Origin of the sequence: Desulfuromonas thiophila (assembly GCF_900101955.1) — a bacterium.
GTDB lineage: Bacteria > Desulfobacterota > Desulfuromonadia > Desulfuromonadales > Desulfuromonadaceae > Pseudodesulfuromonas > Pseudodesulfuromonas thiophila.
In genome coordinates, this window is the sequence record NZ_FNAQ01000002.1 from 232,676 (window position 1) to 256,706 (window position 24,031).

Annotated in this window: 23 protein-coding genes and 6 tRNA genes; 18 read left to right on the forward strand and 11 right to left on the reverse strand. The window is 62.0% G+C overall.

Going from position 1 to position 24,031, the window contains the following annotated elements; translation table 11 throughout:
• Position 1: 1 nt before the first annotated feature.
• Positions 2-970: an acetyl-CoA carboxylase carboxyltransferase subunit alpha gene (locus tag BLR80_RS03390; RefSeq protein WP_092076277.1), complete on the forward strand. Its 969-nt coding sequence runs from the start codon at positions 2-4 to the stop codon at positions 968-970.
• On the forward strand, positions 971-1,738 hold the full coding sequence (locus BLR80_RS13295; RefSeq protein WP_092076279.1) for a septal ring lytic transglycosylase RlpA family protein: 768 nt from the start codon (positions 971-973) through the stop codon (positions 1,736-1,738).
• 27 nt (positions 1,739-1,765) lie between these two features.
• Here the strand turns inward: BLR80_RS13295 and BLR80_RS03400 are convergent, their stop codons facing one another.
• Together BLR80_RS03400 and tgt are read right to left on the reverse strand one after the other, a co-directional pair.
• Positions 1,766-2,545 carry a hypothetical protein gene (locus BLR80_RS03400; protein WP_092076281.1) on the reverse strand — a complete coding sequence of 260 codons (780 nt, stop codon included), beginning with the start codon at positions 2,543-2,545 and terminating at the stop codon, positions 1,766-1,768.
• Between the two features lie 22 nt (positions 2,546-2,567).
• Complete coding sequence (gene tgt / locus BLR80_RS03405) at positions 2,568-3,689, reverse strand: tRNA guanosine(34) transglycosylase Tgt (RefSeq protein ID WP_092076283.1); 1,122 nt, start codon at positions 3,687-3,689, stop codon at positions 2,568-2,570.
• A 150-nt stretch (positions 3,690-3,839) separates the two neighbouring features.
• On the opposite strand from tgt, the gene cas6 reads away from it, so the two are divergent.
• From cas6 to BLR80_RS13070, 3 genes are all read left to right on the forward strand, one after another.
• On the forward strand, positions 3,840-4,796 hold the full coding sequence (gene cas6 / locus BLR80_RS03410) for a CRISPR system precrRNA processing endoribonuclease RAMP protein Cas6 (RefSeq protein WP_092076285.1): 957 nt from the start codon (positions 3,840-3,842) through the stop codon (positions 4,794-4,796).
• A gap of 101 nt (positions 4,797-4,897) precedes the next feature.
• Positions 4,898-5,227: a zf-TFIIB domain-containing protein gene (locus BLR80_RS03415; protein WP_092076287.1), complete on the forward strand. Its 330-nt coding sequence runs from the start codon at positions 4,898-4,900 to the stop codon at positions 5,225-5,227.
• A 246-nt stretch (positions 5,228-5,473) separates the two neighbouring features.
• Positions 5,474-5,998, forward strand: coding sequence for a hypothetical protein (locus BLR80_RS13070; RefSeq protein ID WP_092076289.1), 525 nt, complete (start codon positions 5,474-5,476; stop codon positions 5,996-5,998).
• A gap of 170 nt (positions 5,999-6,168) precedes the next feature.
• Here BLR80_RS13070 and BLR80_RS03425 read toward each other — a convergent pair whose 3' ends face one another.
• From BLR80_RS03425 to BLR80_RS03435, 3 genes are read right to left on the reverse strand one after another with little or no spacing between them, the layout of a single operon-like run.
• The gene (locus tag BLR80_RS03425) at positions 6,169-6,849 is read right to left on the reverse strand and encodes a retropepsin-like aspartic protease family protein (RefSeq protein ID WP_092076291.1); all 681 of its coding nucleotides are present in this window, start codon (positions 6,847-6,849) and stop codon (positions 6,169-6,171) included.
• Positions 6,837-7,526: a Crp/Fnr family transcriptional regulator gene (locus tag BLR80_RS03430; protein WP_092076293.1), complete on the reverse strand. Its 690-nt coding sequence runs from the start codon at positions 7,524-7,526 to the stop codon at positions 6,837-6,839. The genes BLR80_RS03425 and BLR80_RS03430 overlap by 13 nt, the downstream gene beginning before the upstream one ends.
• Before the next feature lie 39 nt (positions 7,527-7,565).
• Complete coding sequence (locus tag BLR80_RS03435) at positions 7,566-8,237, reverse strand: hypothetical protein (RefSeq protein ID WP_092076295.1); 672 nt, start codon at positions 8,235-8,237, stop codon at positions 7,566-7,568.
• 123 nt (positions 8,238-8,360) lie between these two features.
• On the opposite strand from BLR80_RS03435, the gene BLR80_RS03440 reads away from it, so the two are divergent.
• From BLR80_RS03440 to BLR80_RS03500, 13 genes are all read left to right on the forward strand, one after another.
• Positions 8,361-9,596 (forward strand): class I SAM-dependent rRNA methyltransferase, encoded by a 1,236-nt coding sequence (locus BLR80_RS03440; RefSeq protein ID WP_092076297.1) that lies wholly within the window; start codon positions 8,361-8,363, stop codon positions 9,594-9,596.
• 116 nt (positions 9,597-9,712) lie between these two features.
• Positions 9,713-10,243, forward strand: a complete 531-nt coding sequence (locus tag BLR80_RS03445; protein WP_092076299.1) for a hypothetical protein — start codon at positions 9,713-9,715, stop codon at positions 10,241-10,243.
• 76 nt (positions 10,244-10,319) lie between these two features.
• A tRNA-Pro gene (locus tag BLR80_RS03450) sits at positions 10,320-10,396 on the forward strand.
• Positions 10,397-10,403: 7 nt separating this feature from the next.
• Positions 10,404-10,480 (forward strand) — tRNA-Arg (locus BLR80_RS03455).
• Positions 10,481-10,556: 76 nt separating this feature from the next.
• Positions 10,557-10,632: transfer RNA gene (locus BLR80_RS03460), tRNA-His, on the forward strand.
• Positions 10,633-10,766: 134 nt separating this feature from the next.
• Positions 10,767-10,849 (forward strand) — tRNA-Leu (locus tag BLR80_RS03465).
• 142 nt (positions 10,850-10,991) lie between these two features.
• Positions 10,992-12,317, forward strand: coding sequence for a trigger factor (tig, locus tag BLR80_RS03470; RefSeq protein ID WP_092076301.1), 1,326 nt, complete (start codon positions 10,992-10,994; stop codon positions 12,315-12,317).
• 4 nt (positions 12,318-12,321) lie between these two features.
• Entirely contained in the window at positions 12,322-12,921 is a 600-nt protein-coding gene (clpP, locus tag BLR80_RS03475; RefSeq protein ID WP_092076303.1) for an ATP-dependent Clp endopeptidase proteolytic subunit ClpP, read from the forward strand.
• Between the two features lie 63 nt (positions 12,922-12,984).
• Positions 12,985-14,247, forward strand: coding sequence for an ATP-dependent Clp protease ATP-binding subunit ClpX (gene clpX, locus BLR80_RS03480; protein ID WP_092076305.1), 1,263 nt, complete (start codon positions 12,985-12,987; stop codon positions 14,245-14,247).
• A gap of 9 nt (positions 14,248-14,256) precedes the next feature.
• Complete coding sequence (gene lon, locus BLR80_RS03485; protein WP_092076306.1) at positions 14,257-16,620, forward strand: endopeptidase La; 2,364 nt, start codon at positions 14,257-14,259, stop codon at positions 16,618-16,620.
• A gap of 122 nt (positions 16,621-16,742) precedes the next feature.
• On the forward strand, positions 16,743-17,021 hold the full coding sequence (locus BLR80_RS03490; protein WP_092076308.1) for an HU family DNA-binding protein: 279 nt from the start codon (positions 16,743-16,745) through the stop codon (positions 17,019-17,021).
• A 77-nt stretch (positions 17,022-17,098) separates the two neighbouring features.
• Positions 17,099-17,175, forward strand: a tRNA-Asp gene (locus BLR80_RS03495).
• A 17-nt stretch (positions 17,176-17,192) separates the two neighbouring features.
• Positions 17,193-17,268, forward strand: a tRNA-Val gene (locus BLR80_RS03500).
• Positions 17,269-17,879: 611 nt separating this feature from the next.
• Here the strand turns inward: BLR80_RS03500 and BLR80_RS03505 are convergent.
• From BLR80_RS03505 to BLR80_RS03525, 6 genes are all read right to left on the reverse strand, one after another.
• On the reverse strand, positions 17,880-18,986 hold the full coding sequence (locus BLR80_RS03505) for a tyrosine-type recombinase/integrase (RefSeq protein WP_171906294.1): 1,107 nt from the start codon (positions 18,984-18,986) through the stop codon (positions 17,880-17,882).
• A gap of 702 nt (positions 18,987-19,688) precedes the next feature.
• Positions 19,689-20,084 carry a hypothetical protein gene (locus BLR80_RS12650; protein ID WP_143012073.1) on the reverse strand — a complete coding sequence of 132 codons (396 nt, stop codon included), beginning with the start codon at positions 20,082-20,084 and terminating at the stop codon, positions 19,689-19,691.
• Positions 20,074-20,529 (reverse strand): hypothetical protein, encoded by a 456-nt coding sequence (locus BLR80_RS03510; protein WP_092076312.1) that lies wholly within the window; start codon positions 20,527-20,529, stop codon positions 20,074-20,076. The genes BLR80_RS12650 and BLR80_RS03510 overlap by 11 nt, the downstream gene beginning before the upstream one ends.
• Positions 20,530-20,623: 94 nt before the next feature.
• Positions 20,624-21,016: a hypothetical protein gene (locus tag BLR80_RS03515; RefSeq protein ID WP_092076314.1), complete on the reverse strand. Its 393-nt coding sequence runs from the start codon at positions 21,014-21,016 to the stop codon at positions 20,624-20,626.
• Positions 21,013-23,640: a CHC2 zinc finger domain-containing protein gene (locus BLR80_RS03520; protein WP_092076316.1), complete on the reverse strand. Its 2,628-nt coding sequence runs from the start codon at positions 23,638-23,640 to the stop codon at positions 21,013-21,015. Before BLR80_RS03520 ends, BLR80_RS03515 begins: the two co-directional genes overlap by 4 nt.
• Entirely contained in the window at positions 23,633-23,884 is a 252-nt protein-coding gene (locus tag BLR80_RS03525) for a helix-turn-helix domain-containing protein (RefSeq protein WP_092076318.1), read from the reverse strand. Before BLR80_RS03525 ends, BLR80_RS03520 begins: the two co-directional genes overlap by 8 nt.
• Positions 23,885-24,031 lie beyond the last annotated feature (147 nt).

Sequence of the window (24,031 nt, forward strand, 5' to 3'; positions counted from 1 at the left end):
CATGCAGACCTACCTTGATTTTGAAAAGCCTCTGGCGGAACTGGAAAAAAAGATTCACGAACTGCGTGAATACTCTACCGAGGATGTCGATTTCACCAGCGAGTTGCAGAAGCTGGAAAAAAAGGCGCAGAAACTGCGCGAGGAAATTTTCTCCAAGCTCAGCCGCTGGCAGCGCACCCAGCTGGCCCGCCACCCCAACCGGCCCTTTACCCTCGACTTCATCCGCCATGTTTTCACCGACTGGTTCGAGCTGCATGGCGATCGCAATTTTGCCGATGACGCTGCCCTGGTGTGCGGCTTTGCCCGGATTGACGGCCAGCCCTGTGCCGTTATCGGCCACCAGAAGGGGCGCGATACCAAGGAAAAGGTGGCGCGCAATTTTGGCATGCCCAACCCCGAAGGTTACCGCAAGGCCCTGCGGATCATGCAGATGGCCGAGCAGTTTGGTCTGCCGATTTTTACCTTCGTTGATACCCCCGGTGCCTATCCGGGCATTGGCGCCGAGGAACGCGGTCAGGCCGAGGCCATTGCCCGTAACCTGCGTGAGATGGCTGCTCTGACGGTGCCGGTGATCGTCACCATCACCGGCGAGGGTGGCAGTGGCGGTGCGCTGGCTGTTGCGGTCGGCAACCGGGTGCTGATGATGGAGTATTCCGTCTATTCGGTCATCTCGCCCGAGGGCTGTGCCGCCATTCTGTGGAGCGATGGCAGCAAGGGGCCCCAGGCGGCCGAGGCTCTCCGGCTGACGGCGGCCGATATCGCCGAACTCGGCTGTGTTATTGACGAGGTGATCCAGGAACCCGCTGGTGGCGCCCACAACGACATCCCCGCGGCCTGCGCTGCGGTCAAGGCAGCACTGCTCAGACATCTGGCGGAACTGCAGCAACTCGATGCCGACCAACTGGTGGAACAGCGCTACCAGAAGTTCCGTGCCATGACGGTGCTGGAAGAAGCGGGGAGCGAGGCCTGAATGCGCCGCGGGCTGGCTGCCCTGGTTCTGCTTGCGTTGCTGGCCGGCTGCAGCAGCGCGCCGCCGCCGCGCCCGCCGGCGGGCGCCCCCGCTGCGGCAGACCCGACGGGGGCGCCGCTCAAGGGCTGGCAGAAGCCCTATCAGGTTAACGGCCAGTGGTACCGGCCGCTGCTTGATCATCAGGGATTCCGCGAGGAGGGCCTGGCCAGCTGGTATGGCAAGGATTTCCACGGTCGCAAGACCAGTAACGGGGAGATCTACGACATGTACGCCATGACGGCGGCCCACAAGCTGCTGCCACTGGGCATTCATGTGCGGGTGGAGAATCAGGCCAATGGCCGCAGCGCCATTGTTCGTGTCAATGATCGTGGCCCCTTTGTCGCCGGTCGCATCATTGATCTGTCCTATACCGCTGCCAGTCAGCTGGGGGTTGTCGGACCGGGCACTGCGCCGGTAAGGGTAACCGCTCTGGGTTACGAGCGGGTTACGCCCGATGGCCGGCATTTCTATGCGTTGCCGGAAAATGTCGCCGGCGGACCGTTCACGGTGCAGGTGGGCGCCTTCACCCAGCGGGCCAATGCCGAGCGGCTGCAGCAGCGGCTGCAGCCGCAGTTTGGCCGCACGCTGATTTGTCAGGCCGATGTTGCCGGCCAGCTGTTCTATCGGGTGCGCTGTGGCCACCACGACTCGCTCGAACAGGCGCTACAGGGCCAGCAGGCACTCCTGGACGCCGGCTTCTCTTCGACCTTTGTGGTCGCCATCGATTGATCCGTCCGTTTTGTCCCTGGCGAGGTGTCAGTTTTGTCCCAGAAAGGAGCGCAGCCAGCTTTTCTGCCGTGCTCCCAGCCGTTGGCTCAGCAGCAGGTTGCGGATCTCTTCCGCCGGCAGAGAGCTCAGCAGCTGACGGAACAGGTCGGCTGGCGTTTGGCTGTTGCGCGCGATGGCGCGCTGGAGGTGGGGGCGGCGCTGCCAGCGTGGATGGCTGGCGATCAGGCGAATGACCTGGGGGCTGGCGTTGGGGCCGTTGAGCAGGAGGTAGAGAGCGGCTTCCTTGAGGTGGGGATTGTCGAGGCAGGCTTCCACGACCTGGGGCTGCCCTCCCTGAATCAGTGCCTGTAACACGGCACTGCCGGTCCGGCGGGCCAGGCTGATGCGGTTGCCCAGCGGGCAGCCCGGCAACCGCTCAATGATGGCCCGTTCCGCCGCCACACGGACGTCCTGGTGCAGGCCGGGCTGCTGGCACAGGCGCACCAGATCGAACAGCTGCAGCCACTGCAGCACGGTTTTGAGCTGCAGTGGCGGTAGTTGTGGGTGGCGCACCAGGGCCAGAGCCACCGGTTTGCGCCGGACCAGACTGTGTTTGCACAGGGTTTTGCAGAATAGACCATCCAGGTCGGGCCGCTGGGCAATCAGCAGCAGGTGTTCTTCACAGCAGTGGACGTTTTTCAGCGCGGCGCGCACCACCTCCAGGTCGGCCTGCCGGACGATGTGCCTGAGTTGTTCGGCATTGCCGGTCAGGGCCTGCTTGAGTTCGGTGGCCCGGGCCGGGCCGATAGGGCTGTCGCTGCTTGCCATGAGGGACGGTCCTGCTGATGTGTCAGTCGTCGCTGTTGCCCGCCGCGCCGTATTGCTGCAGAAAGCTGGCTTTGAAGGCGCTAAAACGGTTTTGCTCAATGGCCTCGCGCGCCTGCCGCACCAGATCCAGATAAAAATGCACGTTATGGATCGCCGCCAGGGTGGCTGAAAGAATCTCGTTGGCGTTGTAGAGATGGTGCAGATAGGCGCGGCTGAAGTTGCGGCAGCAATAACAGCCACAGGAGGCGTCAACGGGGAAGAAATCACGCCGGTAGCGCCGGTGGGTCAGTCGCAGTTTGCCGCGTGAGGTGAACAGGGTGGCGCTGCGGGCGTAGCGGGTCGGGATGACGCAGTCGAACATGTCCATGCCGCGCTCGATGCTTTCGAGGATGTCTTCCGGCAGGCCGACACCCATCAGGTAGCGCGGTTTATCTGCTGGCAGATGGGGTTCGGTGTCATCAACCACTTTTTTGAGCAGTTCGAGGCCTTCGCCGACGCTGACGCCGCCGATGGCGTAACCAGGGAAATCCAGCTGGCGTAGTTGCTCGGCGCATTCGCGCCGCAGTTCGGGATACACGCTGCCCTGGACAATGCCGAACAGGGCCTGGTCGCTGCGGCGGTGGGCCTTGAGGCAGCATTCCGCCCAGCGCAGGGTTTTCTGAATCGACTGGCGGGCGTAACCGATGTCCGACGGGTAGGGGATGCATTCGTCGAAGGCCATGATGATGTCGGCACCCAAGGCGTTCTGAATTTCCATGGCCTGCTGTGGCCCCAGAAAGATTTCCTCGCCGCTGACCTCGTGACGGAAGAATACGCCATCGGCGGTGATGCGCTTTTTCGGCAGGGAAAATACCTGAAAGCCGCCGCTGTCGGTCAGGATCGGCTTGTTCCAGTGCATGAAGCGGTGCAGGCCGCCGGCCTTTTCCACCAGCCCCTCGCCCGGTTTCAGATGCAGGTGATAGGTGTTGGACAGGATGATCTGGGCACCGCAGGCTTCGACCTGGTCGGGGGTTAGGGCCTTGAGGGCGCCGTGAGTGCCTACCGGCATGAAGATGGGGGTTTCGATGACCCCGTGGGGTGTCTGCAGACGGCCACGACGGGCGCGGCTGTGACGGTCCTGGTGGAGCAGTTCAAAGGAAAACATGGGATGTGGGGCGTCTTTCATTCAAGGGCAGAGGCCGTAACGGCCACGTTGGTTGTCGCCGGGGGGAAGCCAAGTGGTGGTGCGGCGGCTGAAATGGCCCAAGCCTAGCAGAGGCGCGGGGCGAATGCAATCCAAGGTGCGTGTGACGCGATGGTGATCCGGGAGCTGTACGACTGGCGGCAGGCCTGCTTTGTCCGCTTGCGCCTGCGCTGTCGTCTGCTGGAACCGGCCCGAATCGATCCGGCGGTTCTGATGCGGTTGCGGCGGCGGTTGCGCCAGGCTGGTCAGCAACGGTTTGGCGCGCCGGCGGCGACCGCTGAACGCTTTGCGGCGCTGTTTGAAGCACCGGCCGCGCTGAATCCGGCGGAACAGCGACGGGCTTACAGGGCCGGCGCGCCCTTTGTGCTGCAACCGCGGGCCACGCCACCCCTGAGCGGCGCTGCCGGCGCCATCTTTGACAGCGAGGTGCTGCTGTGGGGCCAGGCGGCTCTACGGCTGGCCGACTGGCTGGCCTTGTGGCAGCAGTTGGGACAGCAGGGGCTGAGTCTGGCCCGGGGGCGTTTCGAGCCGGTTTGCCTCGATGCGGCCGATGCCAGCGGCCACTTCGTGCCGCTGTGGCAATTGGGCGCTTCTTCTGCCGTGTTGCCGCCGGCGCCCCAGTGTGATCTCGCCTGGTGGCTGGCCCTGCAATCGCTTGATGCGCCGTTGTTGCTGCGCCTGGAGACACCGGCACGTTTGCTGAGCCGTGGCCGCCCCCTGTTCCGGGCCGATTTCAGTCAGTTTTTCCCCTTTGTTTTGCGACGGGTCAGTGCTCTGCTGGCCGCCCATTGTGGCCTGCCTTTTACCGGTGACGCGGCCCGTCTGTGTCAGCTGGCTGGTCAGGTGACACAGACGGGCTGTCTGCGTTGGCATGACTGGCGGTTACTGGCGCCGGCTGCTGCCGACCCACAGCCTCTCGGCGGGCTTCTTGGCCAGCTGAAACTTGATGGGCCTCAGCTGCGGGAGGTGATTGAGGTTGTTGCTGTTGGCAGTTTGCTCAACCTGGGCAAAAACGCGGCCTGTGGTGCCGGAGCCTATCGCCTGCTGCCTGTGACGGCATCAAATTGAAAAGCAGGTTCTGTTCGCTATACTTGAAAGCGATAGACGCAGTGCCCGGATTCGTAACCCCAAAACTGGCGGATCGCTAGATCAAGCAGAGGAGGTGGAGCATGAAGGATATCTGGAACGAGCGGGAAAAAGCTTTCGAAAACAAGTATTTTCGTGATCTTGAACAAAAGCAGCTGGCGGAGCTGAAACAGGCCCTGCAGGAAGAGCAGATTCGCCAGTTGTGTCATAATCGCTGTCCCAAGTGTGGCGAGGCCATCGAGGCGGCCGAGTTCCGTGGTGTGCCGCTGGATCGCTGTCCCGGCTGCGGGGGCATCTGGCTGGGGCCGCGGGATCTGAAGATTCTGGCCGAAAAGGATCATCGTACCTGGTTTGATACCTGGTTCGCCCAGGAAGAGCAGGCTGTGTCGAATGAGAGAGACCTTACGGCTTGACGGGCTACTCGCTGCGGCTGGGGTTGGGGTGACGCGATGCAACCTGGCTCAAGCCGAGAGTGGAAGCGAATAACGGCGGGGCAGTTTTTCTTGACCTCGCCGTTTTATTTGCGTAAAACTATTTGAATCTTCAAGTTGTTTTTATCTGAAAACTGTATACTGTATTTCTTTGGCCCGCTGGGCCGGGTGAGCAGGCTGATGTTGCGGCGTAGCCGCAGCGGGTCTGATGGGTACGGAGGTGTAGCGATGGGGGAGATTCTGTTTATTGTTCTGGTCCTAGCGGGTCTGGGGGCCTTTTTTTTCCGTCAGCCCCTGAGGCGGGCGCGCCGGCTGTATGCGGCGGCGCCGGTCGAGACCGTCATCGAACCGGTCGCGCAACCGGCTTGCCGGGCAACTGCCGAACCCACCGCTGAGTCTGTTGCGGCGGTCGCGGGCGAGCCGACAGAGCCGACAGAGCCGACAGAGCCGACAGAGCCGACAGAGCCGACAGAGCCGACAGAGCCGACAGAGCCGACAGAGCCGACAGAGCTGCCGCCGGTTCCAGCCCCGCCCGAGCGTGCTGCTGTCGAGTCGCCATCGGTCCAGCAAACGCTGGCCTGGCGTCTGGTTCAGCGGATCAGTCAGAAGCCGGGCCTGCGCCAGACGGAGCTGTATCGCCAATTTCCACGCGAAAACCGCAAGAATCTGCAGGCGGCTCTGTTGCAACTTGATCGGGAGGGGGCGATCCGGCGCCAGAAGGAAGGCAGCAGCTACCGTCTATTTGTTCGCTAAGGACGTTACAGGGCCGGTGAAAGGGGACGATTGGCTGGCACCGAGGGGGCTGGCGGGTGGCGCAGGGAGGTTCGCCGCGCGACAGCCCGAAAGGCGGTTAGCGGAAAGATTTTGGCGCCTGTGCCCACAACTTGGGACAGGCGCTTTCGTGTGTTTTATCGCAGGTCTTTTCAGGGGTGCCAGCGAATCTGCTGCTGTTCGAAATCGATCTGATAGCGCAACTGGCGCAGCACGTCCATGCCGAGCAGACCGTCGAATGGCAAGCGTTCGTCGGGTTGGACCACGATGGCGACAGGGAGCTGGCGCAGTTGATGGGGGCCAACCTGCAGCTGATCAAGCTGGGCCAGCCGTGCTTCCAGTAGGGCGCCGCTGGCCTGATAGCCGCGTACGCGCTGTTTGCCTTTGAGCCGCAGCTGCTCGGCGGCGGTGGCGTATAGCAGGCTGGTGGAGGCGCCGGTATCCAGCAGCAATTGCAGTTTCTGGCTACGGCGGCCGTGACGGGCCTGAACCGGCACGATGACCTTGTTGCCGACAACGCGCACGGCGGTGACGGCGGAGGGTTGCGCTGCGCCGGTGGTCTGAACGGGCTGCTCATCCGCCGGTTGGGCTGTTGCCGGGGTGGAGCCGACAATGGACAGGCCGGAAAAGGCTGCCGGATCAGGCTGCAGACGGGGGTCGTTCCGTATGCTTGGAGGCAGTCGGCCGGGGTCGTCCGTGACGATCAGCCGTCCCTCGGCATCGCGGAAGCGGTACAGCTGGGTTTGTGCCGCAGCCAAAACCGGTGCCAGCAGAAGGACCAGCAGAGCCAGCCAGACCGTCAGTCGATAGCCGATGGCGCTTAAGTGGCACATGACGTGGATTCCCTGTTCTGTTCGCGGGGAAAATCGGCCAGCAGGCGGATGGAACGTCCCTCCACGGCGATCAGGCCTTCTTGGCCGAGACGTCCCAACAGCCGTGAAAAGGTCTCCGGCGTGGTGCCCAGCAGCAGGGCGATCTCGCCCTTGGGCGCCGGCAGCCGGATTGCGCCGCCGCTCTGGCGCTGGTCGAGTACCAGCAGGTAGTTGATGAAACGCTGGCGGATGTCACTGAGGGTGAGCTGCTCAATCATGCCGAGCAGGTACTTGATACGTTGCGACAGGGTGCCGATAAACTGCAGAGCCGCGTCCGGGTGCTGTTGCAGGTGGCTTAGGATTTGCTCGGCATCAATGGCCAGCAATGTGCTTTCCTCCAGGGTGACGGCGCTGACCGGATAGCGGCGCTTGAGCTGCAGCAGGATTTCGGCGAAATATTCGCCGGGCTCGATGAAGCGGATGACGGCTTCCTTGCCGTCGGCCGTGGAACGAAACAGCTTGACGCGACCGCGTGCAAGGAAGAAAAAGGTGCTGCCGGTTTCCCCTTCGCTGAACAGTAGCTGGCGCCGGCTGGCGCTGAGCAGGCGGCTGCTGCGGTCAATGAAGGCGAAGCGCTCCGGATCAGGCGCGCCGAAGAAACAGTGCAGAAAGCCATTGATGGCCTGGGTTTTGGTCATGGTTTGTGCTCCTGCACAAGCGGAAGGCGCGGGGCGGGATTATTCCCAGGGTGGCGCACCCCCGCCGGAATCACATGTGGACAGGGTGTCTGGTGTTTGCAGTTGCTGCAGTTCGGCGACGAGGCTGTCGATGAGGGGGAGATGACTGCTGAGCTGCGAGCAGTTGCCCAGCCGCTGCAGGCTGTTCTGCAATCGCCGGGCTGCCTGCAGGGCTGCTTTAAGATCCTGCTGGCGGGCTAAGTTCTCCTGCCGCCGGTTTAGCTCCCGCAGCTGGCGACTCAGGCCGGGGTGGCTCAGCTGGCCGGTCAGAACGGACTGACGCAAGGGCTCGAAGTCCACCGCGGGCAGCTGCCCCTCGGCTTCAATCTGCTGCAACAGGTGCAGACTGCGGAAGTCGGGCGGACAGTAGCCCAGGTCATCGGTCAGCGCCTGGGGGGCTTCCCGTTCGAGATAATGGTAGGCCTGGGTAAGCTTGTCGGCGGTTTGCTGGCGGATGCGGATCTCTTCGCGGCAGTAGCTGGCGAAGTCGGTATAGCCCCATTGGCGGTACAGTTGTTCGTGGCGGACCTGGCACAGCAGTTCACCCAGTTCGATCCAAGATGCCTTGAAGGAGCGGGCTCGGCTGAGCAGGTGGTGGCGGGTACTGCCGGGTTCGACCTGCTGCAACAGCTTTTCGATATGTTGCTCGGCACGGCTGCGGGCCGTCGTCATCGGTTTCACTCCAGTTGACGGGTAATTCAGGATTTCCCGGTTATACCACAGTTTGCCTGTGCTGGCAGGCTTTTGCCCGGTCTTTGGCCGGTTTTGACGAGGAAGGGAGGGTGCTGGTTGCCCATGACCTGTTCGAATCCTGCCTGGTGCCCCTGTGTTGTCGGGCCTCAAACCGGCCAGATGCTGGAGCTCGGTCACCCGCTGGTGTTGCGTGATCGTTATACCGATGCCTGGCCGCAAACCGCCTGTGGCGCCTTGCTGTTGCTGCAGGATCAGCAGGGCCGGCCGTTGGCCTGGGCCCTGCGCGACGCCGATGGGCCGGTGGTGGCCCGGGTGATTGCCGCGCCCGCCAGTGCTGCCGCAGAATTGCTCAGTGTCGACTGGTTTGTCCGGCGCCTGACGCAGGCCGTGCAATTGCGGCGTGACCATGTGGATCTGGAGCAGACGGATGCCTATCGGCTGGTCAATGGCGAAGGTGACGGTCTCAGCGGTTTGACGCTTGATTGCTATGCTGGCCATCTGCTGCTGCAAATGTACGGCCATTGCTGGCAGCTGCATCGCCGGGCGCTGCAGGAGGCGATCGTGCGGTTGCTGGCGCCGGTCTCGCTGCACGAAAAGTTTCGTCCGCGCCAGACCCGGGGGCTCAGTCGCGAGGAACAGCAGGACCTCTGCCGGCTGGTGCACGGCCAGGCGCCGCCGGCTCCCTTGCTGGTGCAGGAAAATGGTCTGTATTTCCAGGTGGATCTGATGGCCGGTCTGCACAGTGGCCTGTTCATGGACCAGCGCGACAATCGCCGGGATCTGATGCGACGGGTTGCTGGCCGGCGGGTGCTGAATCTGTTTGCCTATACCGGGGCATTTTCGGTTGCCGCCGCTGCGGCAGGGGCGCGTCAGGTTACCAGCGTTGATCTGTCGGCCGCCGCCTTGCAGCAGGCCCGGCAGAATTTCGGGCATAATCGCCTCAATCCCAAACGACATGCCTTCATTTGCGCGGACTGTTTTGAGATTCTGCCGCAACTTGGCCAGCAGGCGGAGCGTTTCGATCTGGTACTGATGGATCCGCCCAGTTTCTCCAGCACCGCTAAAAGCCGTTTCACCACCGCCGCCGGCACGGTCAGTCTCGTGAGGCAGGTCCTTGACCTGCTGGAGCCGGGTGGGCTGTTGATTGCTTCATCCAACCACCAGAAAACCGACCTGGCCGACTACCTCAAACTGCTGCGGCGGGCCGCGCTTGACGCGGTTGCCGGTTTGCGGGTTATTCACTGTGGCGGCCAGTCCGGTGATTTTCCGCACAGTGTCAGTTTTCCGGAGGGTCGTTACCTGAAATACGTTGTGGCAGTCAAGACGGCCATGGTCTGATGTTGCCGCCTTTTTTCAGAAGGCGTTGGCCCTGCTGGCCTTTGCTGCTATAATGCCACTTTTATGTGATTGCTGCTAAAAAGCGTGGCCTCTGATGGCCCGATGGAACGGGATTCATGACAGCCTCTTCGGATAATGGCGGAATCGTTAAAAATATCTTTGCCGGCTATTTTATTCTGTTGCTGCATGTGCTGCTGTTGGTGGTACTGGGGCTGTTTATTGTATTTTTCCGTGGTCTGGTGCTCTATCTGCCCTGGATTGTTGGTGGCCTGACGGTTCTGTTGTTACTGTCCGCTTGGTGGTTCTATCGTCGCTACCGGCGCGGCGCCCGGTCGCTTGCCGGTGCCCTGGCGGCGGTTCCGACCGGGCGCGCTGTGGAGATTTCGCTGCTTGGCGGACTTGCCAGTATGCGGGTCGGTGCGCCCGTGGCCGGAGCCGGTGGTGGGCCCGTGCCATTGCAACTGGAAGATCCTCGCAGCGCCAGATTGCGTCAGCTCGATCGCCTGCTGGAGATGTATCAGCAGCAGCTGATCAGTCGTGAGGAGTTTTTGGCGCTTAAGGCTGAGTTGCTCGCGGCCTTGCCGGAAGAGCAGGATTCGGGGCAGGGCACGACCATCGCAATCCGCTGCGAGACGACGGAACCCTGAAGCCCGGGCGGCCGTGGCGGGAAAAAACTGGTTGCATTTTGCTGGAGCCGGTGCTAAAGAACAGCGTCTTGAATGTCGGGGTGTAGCGCAGCCTGGTAGCGCACCTGCCTTGGGAGCAGGGGGTCGGAGGTTCAAATCCTCTCGCCCCGACCATCGTCAGGCGCCAGTAGCTCAGCTGGATAGAGCATGTGACTTCTAATCACAGGGTCGAGGGTTCGAGTCCTTCCTGGCGCGCCACGATGGCCGGCCCCGATCGATTTTCGCAGTTGACAAATAGAGGCAAGGTGCATACGATTGCCGCTCGTTTTGTGTGGTGGGTGTAGCTCAGTTGGTAGAGCGCTGGATTGTGACTCCAGTTGTCGAGGGTTCAAGTCCCTTCACTCACCCCAATTTAATTACCAGACTCGATCGTCGATGTTCTTGTCGGACTCCCGACGGGTGCAGCCAGGATCGGGTCTTTTTTGTTATCAGCGATTGATGCCGCGCCTTGGTGGCGTCAGTCGTAGATGCCTCTGCAGTGTCGGCGAGAGTGGCGGAATTGGCAGACGCACTGGATTTAGGATCCAGCGGGTAACCGTGGGGGTTCGAGTCCCCCCTCTCGCACCAGCGATCAGTAGGCTGGACCGCAGGCTACGCCTGCGGTCCAGCTTGCCATGCCTCGTGATACGGTTGGTGCTGCCAACGCGCCAAGCCTCTTTAACAAGTTATTTTTAGTCTTCTTTTTAGTCCTACGGAAAGGGATTCATGCATGAACGTTCAGGTCGAAGCCATAAGCCCGGTGAAGAAAAAAATCAATGTCGAGATCAGCGCTGAACGTGTCAGCAGTGAAATCGCCGCGACCTATAAGAAAATTGCCAAAAATGCCAAGATTAAAGGGTTTCGCAAGGGCAAGGTGCCAATGTCGGTGGTGGAAAAGTATTTTGCCGGCGACATGGAGCAGGACGTTGTTAACCGCCTGATCCAGGAGACCTACTACCAGGCGCTGGTCGACCACGATATCGCTGCCATCGCTCATCCGACCATCGAGCAGAGCGGTGAACTGCATAAGGATCAGCCCTTTACCTACGAAGCCCACGTCGAGGTCAAGCCCGAGGTGGAAGCACGGGACTATAAGGGACTGAGTCTGCAGAAGGAGGCTTTTGTTTTCGACGGACAACTGGTGGAAACGCGTATCGAGCAGATGCTTGAAAGCCGTGCCCAGCAGGAGGTGGTGGTACGCGACGAAGCCCAGCAGGGCGACTTTGTTACCATCGACTTCGAAGGTTTTGTCGACGGGGTCGCTTTTGAGCATGGTGCCGCCACGGATCACGTTCTCGAACTGGGTTCCGGCAGCTTCATCGACGGTTTCGAAGACCAACTCGTCGGCATGAAGCGCGGCGAGGAAAAGGAGATAGCCGTAACCTTCCCGCAGGAATATGGCAACAAGGAGCTGGCCGGCAAGGATGCCACCTTCAAGGTGGCGCTGAAAGAAATCAAGGTCAAGGTTCTGCCGCAGCTGGACGATGAGCTGGCGGGTGAATTTGGCGCTGAGTCAGCCGAGCAGTTGCGCCAGAAGCTGACCGACAACCTGCAGCAGCAGGAGCAGAAGCGTATCGAGGAGGATCTCAAGGAGCGCCTGATGGCGGCACTGATTGAACGCAATCCCATTGAGGTGCCTGATACCATGATCGAGCGTCAGCTCGATTTCATGCACGAGAATCTGTCACGGCGCCTCAAGGCTCAGGGTCTGAATATGGAAATGATGGGGATGAATGCCCAGTCGTTCCGTGCCATGTACCGTAATACCGCTACCCGCCAAGTGCAGGGTAGCCTGCTGCTGGAAGCGGTTGGCCGGCAGGAGAGCATTGCTGTCGATGAGGCCGAAGTTGATCAGCGTCTGGTCGAAATCGCCGAGATGGCTCAGGCCCCGCTGGAAGAGGTAAAGAAATACTATGCGGGTGAAGAGGCCCGCAAGGGCCTGTTGGCGCAGATCGAAGAGGAAAAGGTGATGCGCTTTTTGCTCGATCAGGCCAGCATCGAAGAGGTGGCAGCCGAGGTGCTCAAGGGAACGGCTGGCGCCGCTGAACAGGAGTAAACCGATGGCGTATGTGCCGATAGTCGTCGAACAGACCGGACGCGGGGAGCGCTCCTACGATATCTATTCGCGCCTGCTGAAGGATCGTATAGTGTTTCTTGGTGGCGGAATCGATGACCATATCGCCAACCTGGTGGTCGCCCAGCTGCTGTTTCTCGAATCGGAGGACAGTGACAAGGATATCCACCTGTACATCAACTCTCCCGGCGGTGTCGTGTCGGCCGGGATGGCCATCTACGACACCATGCAGTACATCAAGGCACCGGTGTCGACCATTTGTGTCGGCCAGGCTGCCAGCATGGGCGCTTTGCTGTTGGCGGCGGGTGCGGCAGGCAAGCGCTACGCCCTGCCGCATGCCCGTATCATGATTCATCAGCCCTTGGGAGGGTTCCAGGGCCAGGCTTCGGATATTCATATCCACGCGCAGGAGATTCTGCGCCTGCGCGAAAGCCTCAATCGGATTCTGGCCGGCCACAGTGGTCAGTCTCTGGACAAGATTGCCGCCGATACCGAACGCGACTACTTCATGGGTGCCCAGGAAGCCTGTGACTACGGTATTGTCGACCGCATCGTGCAGTCGCCGGGACGGACTCCGGCCGACTGAGGCGTGGCGTCGTGCCATCGCTGCGGCAGGCGGTGACACCTTTTTTTGCAAAGGAACGACTTCATGGAACGACATGACAAACGCTCTGGCACGCTCACCTGTTCCTTCTGTGGTAAAACGCAGGAAGAGGTGAAAAAGCTGATTGCCGGCCCCTCGGTCTACATCTGTGATGAATGTATCGAGTTGTGCCAGGAAATCATAGACGAGGAACTCGGCCAGCAGGCCGCCGACCAGAGTGATGTCCTGCCGACGCCGGCACAGATCCGCGAAACCCTGGATGATTATGTGGTTGGTCAGGACCGGGCCAAAAAGGTGCTGGCTGTGGCCGTTTACAATCACTACAAACGGATACGCTGCGTGGGGGCGACCCGGCGTGGCGATGAGGTGGAAATCCAGAAAAGCAACATTCTGTTGTTGGGGCCGACGGGCAGCGGCAAAACGCTGTTGGCCCAGACCCTGGCGCGCGTGCTTAACGTGCCTTTTGCCATGGCCGATGCCACCAACCTTACGGAGGCCGGCTATGTGGGTGAAGATGTCGAGAACATCATCCTGTCTTTGGTGCAGGCGGCCGATTATGACATCGACAAGGCCCAGCGTGGCATCATCTATATTGATGAGATCGACAAGATCGCCCGCAAGAGCGAATCGCCTTCGATTACCCGCGATGTGTCGGGCGAAGGTGTGCAGCAGGCGTTGTTGAAGATTATCGAAGGCACCACCGCCAGCGTGCCGCCTAAAGGAGGCCGCAAACATCCGCAGCAGGAATTCATCAAGGTCGATACCACCAATATCCTGTTTATCTGCGGCGGGGCTTTCTCCGGCCTGGAAGAGGTGATTTCCCGCCGTATCGGACGGCGCCATATCGGTTTTGCCGCCGCGGTAACCGAGGAGAAGGTTCGCCAGCCGACCGGACAATTGCTGTCCCGGGTGGAGCCGGGCGATTTGCTCAAATATGGCCTGATTCCGGAATTCATCGGTCGGCTGCCGGTGGTGGCAACGTTGGAAGAATTGAGCGAGGAGGCGCTGGTTCAGATTCTCAAGGAACCGAAGAACGCCCTGATCAAACAGTATCAGAAACTGTTCGATCTGGAGGACGTTGCGCTCAAGTTCACGGATACGGCACTGGTGGCCATCGCTCGCGAAACGGCCAAGCGCAAGACGGGTGCTCGTGGCTTGCGTTCGATTCTGGAAGAAACCATGCTGGATGTGATGTATGACGTGCCGTCGCAGAAACACATCAAGGAGGTCATCATCAACGAAGAGGTGGTCCTGAAGCGGGCTGAACCGTTGATTGTCTACGACTGTGCTGAATCGGTAAACCAGTAGGGAGACTGCATGACGCAAACGTCTGAAGTAACCGACGCAAACCAGCAGGGAGCAGGGAGAATACCCCTGCTCCCTTTGCGTGATATCGTTATTTTTCCACAGATGGTGACGCCGCTGTTTGTTGGCCGACCTCGTTCAGTCGGGGCTCTGGAGCAGGCCATGGCCGGCGAGCGGTTGATTTTTCTGGTGGCTCAGAACGACGCTGAGGTGGATGATCCCGTTCTGGAGGATCTCTACCGTGTTGGCACCGTGGCCCATATCGCCCAGCTGCTCAAACTGCCTGATGGTACCATGAAGCTGTTGGTGGAAGGTCGCAGCCGAGCCCGTCTGACCGGTCTGGAGGAGCAGGAAGACTGCTTCTATGCCCTGTATGAGACGCTGACGCCGCACCTGGAAGATTCCCTGGAGGTTCAGGCTCTCACCCGCAGCGTACGGGCGCTGTTCGAATCCTATGTCAGCCTCAGTCGCAAGGTGCCGGCCGAGGTGGTCACGGCGGTGGAGAACCTGACCTCGCCGGCGGTGCTGGCTGATACCATCACCGCTCACCTGAACTTGCGGGTTGACGAAAAGCAGGAGATCCTCGAGCAGCTTGATGCTGTGCCGCGACTGGAAAGCCTGCTCGAAGCGCTCGAACGCGAGGTGGAAATCCTCAAGATTGAACGCAAGATCCGCAAACGGGTCAAGAGCCAGATGGAGCGTACCCAGAAGGAGTATTATCTTAACGAGCAGATGCGCGCCATCCAGAAGGAACTTGGCGACAAGGACGAGTTCAAGCAGGAACTGCGTGAGATTGAGGAGCGCATCGAAAAACAGCGGCTGTCGGCCGAAGCGGCCGACAAGGCCCGGGCCGAGTTGCGCAAGTTGAAGATGATGTCGCCGATGTCGGCCGAGGCTACGGTGGTGCGCAACTATATCGACTGGCTGCTGTCACTGCCCTGGAGCAAGACTAGTCGCGACACCCACGATCTGGCCCATGCCCGGGCCGTGCTTGACACCGATCACTTCGGCCTGGAAAAGGTCAAGGAGCGCATTCTTGAGCATCTGGCGGTGCAGGCGCTGGTCAAGAAGATCAAAGGGCCGATTCTCTGCTTGGTTGGCCCTCCCGGCGTGGGCAAGACCTCGCTGGGGCGCTCCATCGCCCGGGCGGTTAATCGCCGTTTTGTGCGTATTTCCCTTGGTGGGGTGCGCGATGAGGCGGAAATTCGCGGTCACCGCCGCACCTATATCGGCTCCATGCCGGGCAAGATTGTCCAGAGCATGAAGAAGGCTGGTGTGCGCAATCCGGTGTTTCTGCTGGATGAAATCGACAAAATGTCGACGGATTTCCGCGGCGATCCTTCGGCCGCCCTGCTGGAGGTGCTTGATCCGGAACAGAACCGAACCTTTGTCGACCATTTTCTTGATGTTGATTACGATCTTTCCCATGTCATGTTCATTACCACGGCCAACAGTCTGCAGGGCATTCCGGCGCCCTTGCTCGACCGCATGGAAGTGGTGCGCCTGAGTGGTTACTCCGAAGAGGAGAAGATTCGTATTGCGATCGATCACCTGATCGGCAAACTGCTGGCCGATCATGGTCTCAAACCGGACCAGGTCCGGTTTTCTCAACCGGCCCTGCTGGAGATTATCCGCTGCTATACCCGTGAGGCTGGCGTACGCGAACTGGAGCGCAACCTGGCTGCCATCTGTCGCAAGGTGGCTCGCCAGAGCCTTGAGCGGGCGCGACCGCAGCAACGCAGCCTCATTGGCGCGGCTCAGGTCCGGCGTCTGCTCGGCGTGGCACCCTACCGTTATGGGCAGAGCGATCAGGTGTCGCGCTGTGGTGTGGCTACCGGTCTGGCCTGGACGCAGACCGGTGGCGAGGTGCTGATGATTGAGGTGCTCGATCTGCCGGGGCAGGGCAAGCTTACCGTTACGGGTAAGCTTGGCGAAGTCATGCAGGAATCGGCACAGGCCGCCCTGGCCTATATCCGTTCACGCTGGCAGTCGCTTGGGTTAGAGCGGGACTTCTACCGCAACCTCGATATTCATATTCATGTGCCTGAGGGGGCCATCCCCAAGGATGGTCCTTCCGCCGGTATCACCATGGCCACGGCTCTGGCCTCGGCCCTGACCCATCGCCCGGTGGATTGCCGACTGGCGATGACCGGTGAAATCGATTTGCGGGGCGATGTTCTGGAAATCGGCGGTCTGAAGGAAAAACTGCTTGCCGCCCGACGGGCAGGGATCACCCGGGTGCTGATTCCGCAGGCCAATATCCGTCATTTGACGGAGGTGCCAGCGGAATTGCGCAAGGCTCTGACCATTGAGCCGGTCCAGCACATGGATCAGGTGCTGGAACGTTCCTTGCTTGCCGCAGAACAGCCGTCGTAGGGGCCTTGAAACTGGCCTGCAGGGTCGTCTCGGACCCTGTTTAGCCCTTGTACTGCCCCTGTATCTCTGTTATAACTGGCGCGTTTTCTACGCCCATTTCACCGAAAACTAGGAGGTTAGCCGTGACAAAAACTGAGCTGGTAAATGCAATAGCCGAGAAGGCCGAATTGAGCAAGAGTGATGCGGAAAAAGCCCTGAAGGCTTTCGTCGACGTTGTCACCAGCGCATTGCAGGCCGATGACAAGATCGCCCTGGTCGGTTTTGGCACCTTCAGCGTCGGTGAGCGGGCGGCACGGGTCGGCAAGAACCCCCAGACTGGCGATCAGATCGAAATCGCGGCTGCCAAGGTGCCCAAATTCAAAGCCGGCAAGGCTCTCAAGGACGCTATCAACGAGGCCTGAAAAATAACGCAGTTGCAGTAAATATCTTCTTTACATCACTTGGCTAATCTGATAGTTTCCACCGCGTTGCACACGAAGGGGCTGTAGTAGAGTCGGTTACAACGCCGGCCTGTCACGCCGGAGGTCGCGGGTTCGAGTCCCGTCAGCCCCGCCATTTTACGAGTAGATAATGGGCGAATAGCTCAGCCGGGAGAGCATCGGTCTTACAAACCGAGGGTCACAGGTTCGATCCCTGTTTCGCCCACCAGTAAAAACAACAGGTTACAGCGAAAATGCTGTAACCTGTTCGTGTTTTTGGGGGCAGTGTCAAGTAAACTGTCAAGTAACGGGGGTTCTGTCATACTGGGGCGGCTGGGGCTGTCATGTCAGGCTGTAATGCGCTGTCAGACGATAAAACCGCAACCCAGCATATATAGGGAAGGTACGCAAAGGTACAAGGTCATCAAGGGGCCGGAATCATTGCGGAAAAGTGCTGTGACCTTCTGTGACCTTTGGGGTTGAAGGCAACCAAAGGTCACAACCTACTGTCAAGTAATCAACTTGACAGTTACAACCCAGCATATATAGGGAAGGTACACAAAGGTACAAGGTCATCAAGGGGCCGGAATCATTGCGGAAAAGTGCTGTGACCTTCTGTGACCTTTGGGGTTGTGGGTCATCAAAGGTCACAGCCTGCTGTTAAGTAATCAACTTGACAGTTGCAACCCAGTATATATAGGGAAGGTACACAAAGGTACAAGGTCATTAAGGGTTTGGAATCATTGCAGAAAAAAGAATGACCTTTGAAACGCGAAGCTTCAAAGGTCATTCAAAGGTCACAGCGTCGCCAACAGCGGCGCTTTTTTGTTTTCGGTGGCTTTAGCGCTCCGCGCCAACGGCAGCAGCAGGCGAAGCAAGCCGGTCAAGGACGCCAACGGCGCTTTGCAGGTGATCCGGCGCCAAGTGGGCATAGCGTAGCGTCATGGTCAGCGACTTATGCCCCAGCAGGCGGGAAACGGTTGTCAGGTCTACGCCGTTCATGACCAGTTGTGACGCGAAGGTGTGCCGCAGGTCGTGAAAGCGGAAGTCGGACAGCTTGGCCCGCTGGCAGGCGCGGTCAAAGCCGCGTTTCATGTCGCACCAGCGGCGGCCGGTGGCCGGGTTGGTGAACACATAGCCGGCCGGGTCAATCGGCCGCACCAGCCCCCGCAGGCAATCGGCCAGGGTGCTGTTTATCGGCACATCGCGGCTTTCGCCGTTTTTGGTTTTGTTCAAGCGGATAAAGCCATGTTTCAGGTCTACACGATCCCAGGTCAAGCCTAAGACTTCCTCCTTGCGGCAGCCGGTATTCAAGGCGCAGATCAGCACCGGCCGCACCTCGGCAGCAGCGCAGGCCACCAGGCGTTGCGCTTCCTCGGTCGATAGAAACCGCAAGCGGGCGTTGTTCTCCTTTTGCAGCTTGCAACGCCGCACGCGGTCTAGGGTGTCCTTGGTCAGTAACTCCCAGTCGTGGCCCTTGGTGGCCATGTGCTTCAGGGTGGCTATCCGCCGGTTGACGCTGGCAACCGCCAAGGGTGGCGCGGTCAGGCGGCCATTGCGGCGGTTGGGCCGGGGATCGCTCAACAGGCGGCTTTGCCATGCCTCGATAGCGGCAAGGCTCAGCTGTGCCAATTTATAGTGCCCCAGCGCCGCCTTGATTTCAGCAACGTATAGTTTCTTTGTGGCGTAGTTGCCGCGCCCGGCAATGAAGGCATCGTATTTTTCGCACAGCTCAGCCACGGTAAAGCGGGCTAGCTGGCGGCGGTCCTGCTGCAGTACCTCGCCTTCTGCTACCGATTTGCGGCGGCAGGCGAGCAGATATTCAGCGTCCGACTTCAACTTGCTGTTGGCGCTCTCGAAATGTTGCCGGCCATCGGGGCCGCTGTAGGTGATCCACCAGGTTTTACCGCGAAGGTAAACGCCCTTGCTGTTTTTTGCGCGTGCCATTGGCAGCCCTCCTTGTGAAAACGGCCGGCAGGGGGCGCGGATCGTTCGCGCCCTTTTTCGGCTTGGCCTGTTGCCTAGCCGGCCTTGGGTGGGGTGCGCTCCGGCTCTTGCCTTCATCGGCGTTTCGCGCCGTCATAAGCTCAGATCGGCCGGCGGCCATCGCTCCCCCTCGATTCTTGTTTGTTCGCTCGCTGCTCACTGCCCCCAGCCAGCGAAGCAAAACAGGCAGGCGGGCGGTTCGGTTCCAATTTGGATTATCGGGAAAACAGGCGGCCGGACAGGTCATGCTTTTTTTTCTGGCGTCGTCAGAAAAATGACGCTTTTTTCCCCTGGGGCCGCTTTCCATTCTTGACGTTTCGCTTGACACTATATTGCAAGACGTTGCTTTTGCAAGGCTTTTTTGCGGCCTTCTGATTCCTAAACCGAAGGCCAGAGCGTAACCGGGCCGGTTTTCTGGTGTTTTTGATCCTGTTTTTTAATGAATGTTTAACGGGTGGCAAGTTAACGCAAGGTGGGCGGCGGTTTTTTGTTGAAGTTCCAATTTTCCAACCGATAGGTGAAAGTCAAATGGATTTGCAAACCGGGGTTTGAACTACCCGCTATGGCGACAGCGGCGGAAGGACCCGCGAACAGTCAGCCGGTGGAATAGCGCGGCGGGCCGGGTGACGGTGTGGCGCCGCGTGGTGTGACCTTGGGCGGTTATTATTTTTTTCGGTGGGTTGGCAGGCGGGGGCGCGGGGTGGTAGTGCGGGGTGCTAGTGCGCGGCACCAGGCGGCACGGCCACGCCAGCCGGGGCCGGGGGGTGGTGGCAGGCGGTGATCGATGCGGATACGGTAGCCGGTGGCGTGGTATGGGCTGCGCCCTCGGCGGCGGTGGTCGCCGCAGTGGGCGGCGCGGTGCTCCAGCGGCGCCAGGTCGCCATCGGGTGCGCCGTGGATATGGTACCGCCGGCACCAGGGGCACCAGACATACACCACGCCGACATCGCGAACCAGCCAGCCATGCAGCACAGGTGGCGCAGGCGCTGGCGTGGTGGCTGGGGCCATGATGTGAACACGCTGTGTGCTCTGTAGTTGTTTTTGATTGTCATTTCTCATGGCAAACCTTCCGTTTAGCTGATGTTTTCCGTTTGGAACGTTCTTTGCCGCTGTTCTTGCCGGGCTGGTCGCCGGCGGGAAAAACATCATCCCACGGGCGCACCGGCCCCAGCTCCAGCGCGTCAAACGGCGGCAACGCAGCCACCATGGCGCACGCCTCGGCGAGCTCAGCGGCCAGGTAGTCACGTATCCGCCGTTCGGTGGTCTGGCCGGCGGCGGCCGGCGGTAGATGGGTGTCGTATTCCACGGCGGCGGCGGCGTGGATGCCGTGCCTGCCGCAGTCCACCAGTAGCCGGCCGGTGGCATCGGTGGCGCCGGTGACGATGCCGATGCGCGGCACATCGTCGCCGATGGTGCCGCCGTAGCACAGCACCAGGTCATCGACTCGCGGACGGTAGTCGGTCGGGCGGATGGTGGTAGTCGTGATGCGGTCGGGGTCGGTCATGGTCGGTCCTCTCTGTGGGGGTCTGGGGTGGCGCAGCCCAAAAACGGGGCAGGCCAGGGTATGGCTGCGGGGCTGATCGTCGATCCTGGGGCGTTTATGGCGCTTCTTTTTTTTCAGTGATTTCGGCATTTTGGCTGGCGGCGACCAGTTCGGCGCGGGTGGCCTCGGCGGATTGTCCCCCTTGCCACCAACGGAACCGCGCCGGCGCGTCAAACGGGATACACAGCGCGCCATCGGCGCCGATAGTCGGCAGGCTGGCGGGGTTCTCCGGTGGCCAGGGTGGCAGCTCACGCACTGGCGCCGGCGGCTCAGGTGTCGCTGCGGCTACGGCGGCGCCCTCGACCAGTAGCCGGTGCGCCAGGCCGGCGGGCAGCCGTGCGGTCATGCCGGCGCGCAGCTCTACGATTTCGCCGGCGGCATTGCGCAGCCGCACCAGCTGGCGAAAGACAACAGGAATCAGGCCATGATCGGTGGCGGCGGCGGTCATGGTGCCGGCTCCGCGCCGACCAACTCCCAGCCGTCATCCGGCCGCAGCTGCGGCGGTTCCGGCGGCAGCGGCGGTGCCACGACATCATCGTCGACCATCTCGCACGGCCGGGCGGCGGGCCGGAAGGTCACGCTGGCTTTGGCCGCGGCGCCACGGCCGCCGTAGTCGTAGCGGATACCGGCGACGCTCAGCGGCACACGCAGGCGCTCGAGCGCCGCCCGTAGCCCTCGGGCCGTCGGGAACCGATCCGCCGGGCCGGGCTGCGCGATATCCCGCAGCCGCCCGGCGACCTCACCGAACGAGCCGCTCAGATACTCGCCACGGCCGGCCAGCTCGACCAGCGCGCCAAACAACAGGTTGGTCTCCGCCAGTTCCAGGTGTTGGCGCCCCTGATTGCGCGCGAAATCACGCAGATAGCGGGCACCGGCGCCGGGCCGATGGGCCTCTGCTATCGCCGCCGCCAGCCGAGCAAACTCGGCCATACGGGGCAGCTGCGGCGGCCGATACCGGGGCAACAGCGCCAGGCCGCCGGCGAGCATACTATACAGGCCGCCGAGGATGCCCGGCCGCAGGCGCTCGAACTCCGCGTCTAGCTCATCATCGGGGCGGCGGTCGCCATCCTCTATCCGCTCCAGGTCCACGCGGATCGATCGTTCCAGCAGGTCAGCCCGACCCGATAGCGCGGTAATCCCCGTCACAAGCAGCAGCACGTCGGCGCGCAGGGTAACCACGTCGCCATCCGAGTGCAGGCGGCGGCGCTGGGGGCTGGCGCCCGTGAGAACCCCGCAGAGCACGTCCGCCATATCGGCGGGGATCGCCGACAAGTTGTCCAGCGCCAGGCAGGCGGACCGGCTCAGCAGCAGATCCAGGTCATCGGGTTTCCTCGGCAGCAAGGATAGCGGCGCGTCCGATGGATCGACCAGCGCCTTGATGCGGCGGGCGGCGGCGGATTTTCCCGAGCCTTGCGGGCCGGTTATGGCCAGCAGCGGCCGGGCCATCTGCGGAACCATCGCCGCCGCCAATGTCGCCAAAAAAAACAGCTGCTGGTCCGCCGGCACCGGCACCAGGCGGAACAGGTGCGCGGCATCGCCGGCCAGATCGGGGTCGGGCTGGGGTAGTTTGCCGGCGCCGGCGCGAAACGCGCCGATGGGCGCGGCGATCTGCGACCAGGCGCCGTCATGGATGCGCACGGCGCGGCCATCGCCAAGTTCGATCAACAGCGCACCATCGGGCCACCAGGCGGTGCGGTGGGCCATCGGCACGGTGCGGCCGGATCGCCGCGCCTCATGGCTCAGCACCGCACAGGCGGCGGCGATGGCGTCCTTGCCGGCTGTCTGGCCCGTCGCGGCATAGTGCATGGCCGACAGCGCCTCGACCGTGGCGGTCGCCGTCGCAATCAGCGGCAGCGGCTCGCCGCCGATATCAACATAGGTGCCGCCATACGGGTCGACGTACAGCGGCGCCCCCTCGGTCAGGGCCAGCAGGCCGGCACCACCACGGGCACGGGCCGGGGTGCCGTCGGCATCATCGGTGCGGCTCCGCCGGCGGCGCGGTGGGCGGGTCGTGGTGCGGGCCGGTGGTGGTGGATCGTCGGCGCCATCGTCGGCGCCATCGTCGGTGGTGCCATCGTCGGCGCCATCGTCGGTGCCATCGTCGGCGGTCGGCATGACCTCCGGCACGGGTTCCCAGGGCGGGGCAACCCCAGCCAACGAAACAAACAGGTCACGGGCGGCGGCATCGGTCATGCCCTCGGCGGTGCGAGCGGCAACCCAGTCGACCACGTCACCCTTGGCGGCCAGGCCGGGCAACCGCAGCCCGGCCACGGCAGCGCCGGCAGCCAACAGGGCGGCCGCAGCGCGGCCGGCGTAGCGCTCACCGGGGGCGTCGTGGTCCGGCACCACCACCACGCGGCGGCCCTGGAACAGATCGGCGTGACCGTCCGGCCACGCGCCGGCGGCGCCGGAATCAGTGGACACGGCGACCAGCCCCCAGCCTCTCAGCACATCGGCGCATTTTTCGCCCTCGACTACGTAGGCAGGCACATCGGCCGGCGCAGCCGCCAGCTCCGCCACGCCATACAGCAGCGGCGCGGCATCGCCACGGCCCGCCGCCCAGCCCCCGCCCGCCACGGGGTGGCGGAAGCGGTACTCCTTGGCGCGGCCGGCGCGGCCCGGCTCCAGCCGTTGTTTTTGGTACAGCAGACGGCCGGACCGATCACAGTAATCGTAGGTGGCGACCACCGGCCCGGCGCCGCTGGTGTTGGCGGCGGCGGTGGCTGGATCGCGGCGCGGGGTCGGTGCGGGTGCGGGTGCGGTGGCATCGATGCCGGCGGCGGCCTCCAGCCGCGCCAGCGCCGCCAAAAAATCGCAGCCCCAGGCTGCGGCGGCCAGGTCGAACAGGCCACCAGCGGCGCCACAGGCATGACAGTGCCACACGCCGTCCGCCAGGCGCACATTGCATGAGGGGTGCGACTCGCCATGCGCGGGACAGCAGATCAGCGCATGACCGGGGCCGGACGGCTGCACCTGCTCCGACACGGTCGCCAGCCAGGCGCGCACGTCCAGGCGGCGCAGCACCTCCGCCTTGCGCTGCGCCAGCGGCGCGGCATAGCGGGTATCAGGCATCGGCGCCCCCCTCCACGCGGCCGGCGGCCATGACGGCGGCGACCTCCGACAGGCGGAACCGCCGCGATTTCCCTAACTTGTAACTGGGCAGCTGGCGCCGCAGGGCGAGTTTGTATATCGAGTTTTCCGGCAAACCCAGGAATGCGGCGACATCGCCGGCAGTAACATAGGGTTCGATTGTTGCCGGCGGCAGGCTGGCGGCGGTGGTGCGCGGGTCGGTGGTGGTGGTGCGGTCGTGGGTCATGGTCGGTCCTCCTGTGGTGTGGTGTGTATGATGGGCGCCCCCGTGGCGCCGGGAATCGACAAATGGTGACACTCACGGCCGACAAACGCCGCCGACAACGCCGCCGCCGCGATTGTCCGCCGGCAGCAAAAATGGAATCGGGCGAGC

Coding starts and splice junctions, on each gene's coding strand:
- BLR80_RS03390 (WP_092076277.1), top strand. CDS start 2: ATGCAGACCTACCTTGATTTTGAAAAGCCTCTGGCGGAACTGGAAAAA.
- BLR80_RS13295 (WP_092076279.1), top strand. CDS start 971: ATGCGCCGCGGGCTGGCTGCCCTGGTTCTGCTTGCGTTGCTGGCCGGC.
- BLR80_RS03400 (WP_092076281.1), bottom strand. CDS start 2,545: ATGGCAAGCAGCGACAGCCCTATCGGCCCGGCCCGGGCCACCGAACTC.
- tgt (WP_092076283.1), bottom strand. CDS start 3,689: ATGTTTTCCTTTGAACTGCTCCACCAGGACCGTCACAGCCGCGCCCGT.
- cas6 (WP_092076285.1), top strand. CDS start 3,840: ATGGTGATCCGGGAGCTGTACGACTGGCGGCAGGCCTGCTTTGTCCGC.
- BLR80_RS03415 (WP_092076287.1), top strand. CDS start 4,898: ATGAAGGATATCTGGAACGAGCGGGAAAAAGCTTTCGAAAACAAGTAT.
- BLR80_RS13070 (WP_092076289.1), top strand. CDS start 5,474: ATGGGGGAGATTCTGTTTATTGTTCTGGTCCTAGCGGGTCTGGGGGCC.
- BLR80_RS03425 (WP_092076291.1), bottom strand. CDS start 6,849: ATGTGCCACTTAAGCGCCATCGGCTATCGACTGACGGTCTGGCTGGCT.
- BLR80_RS03430 (WP_092076293.1), bottom strand. CDS start 7,526: ATGACCAAAACCCAGGCCATCAATGGCTTTCTGCACTGTTTCTTCGGC.
- BLR80_RS03435 (WP_092076295.1), bottom strand. CDS start 8,237: ATGACGACGGCCCGCAGCCGTGCCGAGCAACATATCGAAAAGCTGTTG.
- BLR80_RS03440 (WP_092076297.1), top strand. CDS start 8,361: ATGACCTGTTCGAATCCTGCCTGGTGCCCCTGTGTTGTCGGGCCTCAA.
- BLR80_RS03445 (WP_092076299.1), top strand. CDS start 9,713: ATGACAGCCTCTTCGGATAATGGCGGAATCGTTAAAAATATCTTTGCC.
- tig (WP_092076301.1), top strand. CDS start 10,992: ATGAACGTTCAGGTCGAAGCCATAAGCCCGGTGAAGAAAAAAATCAAT.
- clpP (WP_092076303.1), top strand. CDS start 12,322: ATGGCGTATGTGCCGATAGTCGTCGAACAGACCGGACGCGGGGAGCGC.
- clpX (WP_092076305.1), top strand. CDS start 12,985: ATGGAACGACATGACAAACGCTCTGGCACGCTCACCTGTTCCTTCTGT.
- lon (WP_092076306.1), top strand. CDS start 14,257: ATGACGCAAACGTCTGAAGTAACCGACGCAAACCAGCAGGGAGCAGGG.
- BLR80_RS03505 (WP_171906294.1), bottom strand. CDS start 18,986: ATGGCACGCGCAAAAAACAGCAAGGGCGTTTACCTTCGCGGTAAAACC.
- BLR80_RS12650 (WP_143012073.1), bottom strand. CDS start 20,084: ATGAGAAATGACAATCAAAAACAACTACAGAGCACACAGCGTGTTCAC.
- BLR80_RS03510 (WP_092076312.1), bottom strand. CDS start 20,529: ATGACCGACCCCGACCGCATCACGACTACCACCATCCGCCCGACCGAC.
- BLR80_RS03515 (WP_092076314.1), bottom strand. CDS start 21,016: ATGACCGCCGCCGCCACCGATCATGGCCTGATTCCTGTTGTCTTTCGC.
- BLR80_RS03520 (WP_092076316.1), bottom strand. CDS start 23,640: ATGCCTGATACCCGCTATGCCGCGCCGCTGGCGCAGCGCAAGGCGGAG.
- BLR80_RS03525 (WP_092076318.1), bottom strand. CDS start 23,884: ATGACCCACGACCGCACCACCACCACCGACCCGCGCACCACCGCCGCC.